At 68.4% G+C, this 3,149-nt stretch carries 5 protein-coding genes; 4 read left to right on the top strand and 1 reads right to left on the bottom strand.

Going from position 1 to position 3,149, the window contains the following annotated elements; genetic code table 11:
- The 3 genes from VF497_RS05730 to cobJ all read left to right on the top strand — a co-directional run.
- Positions 1-325: precorrin-8X methylmutase (locus tag VF497_RS05730; protein WP_330886670.1), on the top strand; the 325-nt coding region annotated here is incomplete at its 5' end.
- A 2-nt stretch (positions 326-327) separates the two neighbouring features.
- Positions 328-1,059 carry a precorrin-2 C(20)-methyltransferase gene (locus tag VF497_RS05725; RefSeq protein ID WP_330886669.1) on the top strand — a complete coding sequence of 244 codons (732 nt, stop codon included), beginning with the start codon at positions 328-330 and terminating at the stop codon, positions 1,057-1,059.
- Positions 1,056-1,790, top strand: a complete 735-nt coding sequence (gene cobJ, locus VF497_RS05720; protein WP_330886668.1) for a precorrin-3B C(17)-methyltransferase — start codon at positions 1,056-1,058, stop codon at positions 1,788-1,790. Before VF497_RS05725 ends, cobJ begins: the two co-directional genes overlap by 4 nt.
- Here the strand turns inward: cobJ and VF497_RS05715 are convergent.
- Complete coding sequence (locus VF497_RS05715; protein ID WP_330886667.1) at positions 1,766-2,515, bottom strand: cobalt-precorrin-6A reductase; 750 nt, start codon at positions 2,513-2,515, stop codon at positions 1,766-1,768. The two genes, cobJ and VF497_RS05715, sit on opposite strands and share 25 nt — an antisense overlap.
- Before the next feature lie 13 nt (positions 2,516-2,528).
- On the opposite strand from VF497_RS05715, the gene cbiE reads away from it, so the two are divergent.
- The coding region (gene cbiE / locus VF497_RS05710) for a precorrin-6y C5,15-methyltransferase (decarboxylating) subunit CbiE (RefSeq protein ID WP_330886666.1) at positions 2,529-3,149 on the top strand (621 nt) is incomplete at its 3' end.

Raw genomic sequence — 3,149 nt, 5'->3', positions numbered from 1 at the left:
CAAGGTTCCTGCACTCGCGCAATCGATGCACAACACGCGCTCGGCGGCGGCGCTCGAACTGTGGCGGCCGCATCTGGCCGGCGCGATCGTTGCGATCGGCAACGCGCCGACGGCGCTGTTCCATCTGCTCAACATGCTGGAGGATTCCGACTGTCCGCGGCCGGCGGCGATCATCGGCTGTCCGGTCGGCTTTGTCGGCGCGGCCGAGTCGAAGGCGGCATTGATGGCCGCGCCGCCGGTGCCCGCGCTGACGGTCGAGGGACGTCTCGGCGGTTCGGCGATCACGGTCGCCGCCGTCAATGCGCTGGCGAGCCGGAGCGAATAGCGATGGGGCGCATTATCTGCTGCGGGCTTGGCCCAGGCGATCCGGATCTGATGAGCGTGCGCGCCGACCGGACGGTGCGCGCGGCGAAGCATGTCGCCTATTTTCGCAAGAAGGGGCAGCTGGGGCAGGCACGCCGCATCGTTGAAGGCATGCTCGCCGCCGGCGTCAGCGAATATCCGATGGAATATCCGGTCACGACGGAGATCGCGTTCGACAGTCCGGAGTATGTGCGGCTGCTCGCCGGGTTCTACGACGAATGGACCGAACGCCTGGCGCGGCTTGCGCGCGCGGTCGACATCGTCGTGCTCTGCGAGGGCGATCCCTATTTCTACGGCTCGTTCATGCACCTGCATGCGCGCCTGCAGGGGCGGGTCGAGATCGAGGTGATCGCCGGCATTCCCGGCATGGTCGGTTGCTGGAATGCGGTCGGCCAGCCGATCGCGCTCGCTGACGATGTCACGACCGTGCTGATGGGTACGCTGCCTGAGGCGGAGCTCGTGCAGCGGATGCAGAGCTCCGACGCGCTGGTCGTCATGAAGACCGGCCGCAATCTGCCGAAGATTCGCCGCGCACTCGCCTCCGCAGGCCGTCTCGGCGACGCGTGGCTGGTCGAACGCGGCACCATGCCGGATCAGCGCGTCGCGCGGCTCGCCGATCTCGGCGAGGCTGACGCTCCGTACTTTGCGATCGTGCTGGTGCACGGGCAGGGGCAGCGCAGGGAGGCGGTGCGATGACCGGCACGCTGACCATTGCGGGCCTGGGGCCGGGTGACGAGGCGCTGGTCACGCCGGAAGTCTCCGCGGCGCTCGCAATGGCGACCGACATCGTCGGCTATGCACCCTATGTCACCCGCGTGCAGCCGCGCGACGGGTTGACGCTGCATCCCTCGGATAACCGCGTGGAGTTGCAGCGCGCCGGCGAGGCGCTGCGGCTTGCAGCCGAGGGGAAACATGTCGTCGTGGTGTCGTCCGGCGACCCCGGCGTGTTCGCGATGGCGTCCGCCGTGTTTGAAGCGCTGGAAAGCGTGCCGCAATGGCACGACCTGCCGATTCGCGTTCTGCCGGGCGTGACCGCGATGCTGGCGGCGGCGGCGAGTGCCGGCGCGCCGCTCGGTCATGATTTTTGCGCGATCAACCTCTCCGACAATCTCAAGCCATGGCCGCTGATCGAGCAGCGCCTGCGGCTCGCGGCCGAAGCCGATTTCGCGATCGCGATGTACAATCCGCGCTCGGCCAGCCGGCCGGAAGGTTTTGCGCGGACGCTCGAGATCTTGAAGGAGGCAGGCTGCGGCGAGCGCATCGTGATTTTCGCGCGCGCCGTCAGCACACCCGAGCAGCGGATCGAGACGGTCGAACTGCGCGCCGCCAAGCCCGAGATGGCCGATATGCGGACGCTTGTGATCGTCTGCAATTCGGCGACGCGCCGGGTCGGCCGCTGGGTCTATGCGCCGAGGCAGGTCCGATGACCGAGCCATTCCATCACCTCGCTCACGCTCTCCACCCGCGGCCGCTCGGGCAGCAGCGGCCGCGTGATCATGATGACGGGAAGGCCGAGCGCGCGGGCGGCATCGATCTTGGCGCGCGCGCCACCTCCGCCGGAATTGCGGGCGACGATCCACGCGATCGCGCGCGCGCGCATCATTTCGAGCTCGCCCTCGAGCGTGAACGGCCCGCGGGAGATGATGACGTCGGCACCGGGCAATGGCAGCCTCTCGTTGGGCGGGTCGACGAAGCGCAGCGTATATGCATGCTGCGGCCGGCTGCCGAACGGCGCGATGTGCTGGCGGCCGATTGCGAGGAACACGTTGGCGGGGCTGTCCGGCAGCGCCGCGACCGCGGAGACGACGTCCGCGACCTCGATCCAGTGATCGCCGGGCGTTTTGTCCCAGGGCGCGCGTTCGAGCGCGAGCAGCGGCGTTGCGGTTTGCGCGCAGGCGGCGATCGCGTTGCGGCTCATCTCGGCGGCGAAGGGATGCGTCGCGTCGATCACATGCGTGATGGCTTCGCGACGCAGATAATCGGCAAGACCGCTGACGCCGCCGAAGCCGCCGATCCGGGTCGGCAGCGGTTGTTCGGCAGGAGCTGTGGTGCGCCCGCCGTAGGAATAGACCGCGTCGATGCCCGCGCGCGCGATCGTCGCGGCAAGCGAATTGGCGTCGGCCGTTCCGCCCAGGATCAGGGCGCGCATCATGGGTAATCCGTGGTTGACCATTATCGGCATCGGCGAAGATGGCCTTGCCGGCCTCTCGGAAGCAAGCCGAAAGGCATTGGGTGAAGCCGAAACCGTGTTCGGCGGTGAGCGGCACCTTGCGCTGGCCGGGATCACCGACCGGGGGCGCGCCTGGCCGGTGCCGTTCGATGCGGACATTGTGCTCGAATGCCGGGGGCGACCGACTGTTGTTCTCGCCTCGGGCGATCCGTTCTGGCATGGCGTCGGCGGAAGCCTTGTCGGGAAGGTGCAGGTCGGCGAGTGGATCGCGCATTCCGCGCCGTCGACGTTCTCGCTGGCCGCCGCGCGTCTCGGCTGGCGGCTCGAGAATGTCATCTGTCTCGGCCTTCATGCCGCACCGTTTGAGCGACTGTTGCCGCATCTGGTGCGCGATGCACGGATCGTCTGCCTGGTGCGCGATGGCAGCGCGGCGTCCGATCTCGCGCAATGGCTCACGGAGCGAGGCTGGGGTTCGTCGGCGATGTGGACGCTTTCGGCGCTCGGCGGACCGCGTGAATCCATCACGCAGCATCGCGCCGACGGCTATGCCGGCGATTCCAGCGACAGCCTGGTCACGGTTGCGCTGGAGGCGGCGGGAGCGCAAGGGATCGCGCGC

It is taken from the genome of Rudaea sp., from assembly GCF_036383415.1.
Taxonomy (GTDB): domain Bacteria; phylum Pseudomonadota; class Gammaproteobacteria; order Xanthomonadales; family Rhodanobacteraceae; genus Rudaea.
This window is presented reverse-complemented; position numbering and strand designations above follow the sequence as displayed.

What these genes read in the sequence shown, in the direction of transcription:
- cobJ (WP_330886668.1), top strand. Translation starts at nt 1,056, where the DNA reads ATGACCGGCACGCTGACCATTGCGGGCCTGGGGCCGGGTGACGAGGCG.
- VF497_RS05715 (WP_330886667.1), bottom strand. Translation starts at nt 2,515, where the DNA reads ATGATGCGCGCCCTGATCCTGGGCGGAACGGCCGACGCCAATTCGCTT.
- VF497_RS05725 (WP_330886669.1), top strand. Translation starts at nt 328, where the DNA reads ATGGGGCGCATTATCTGCTGCGGGCTTGGCCCAGGCGATCCGGATCTG.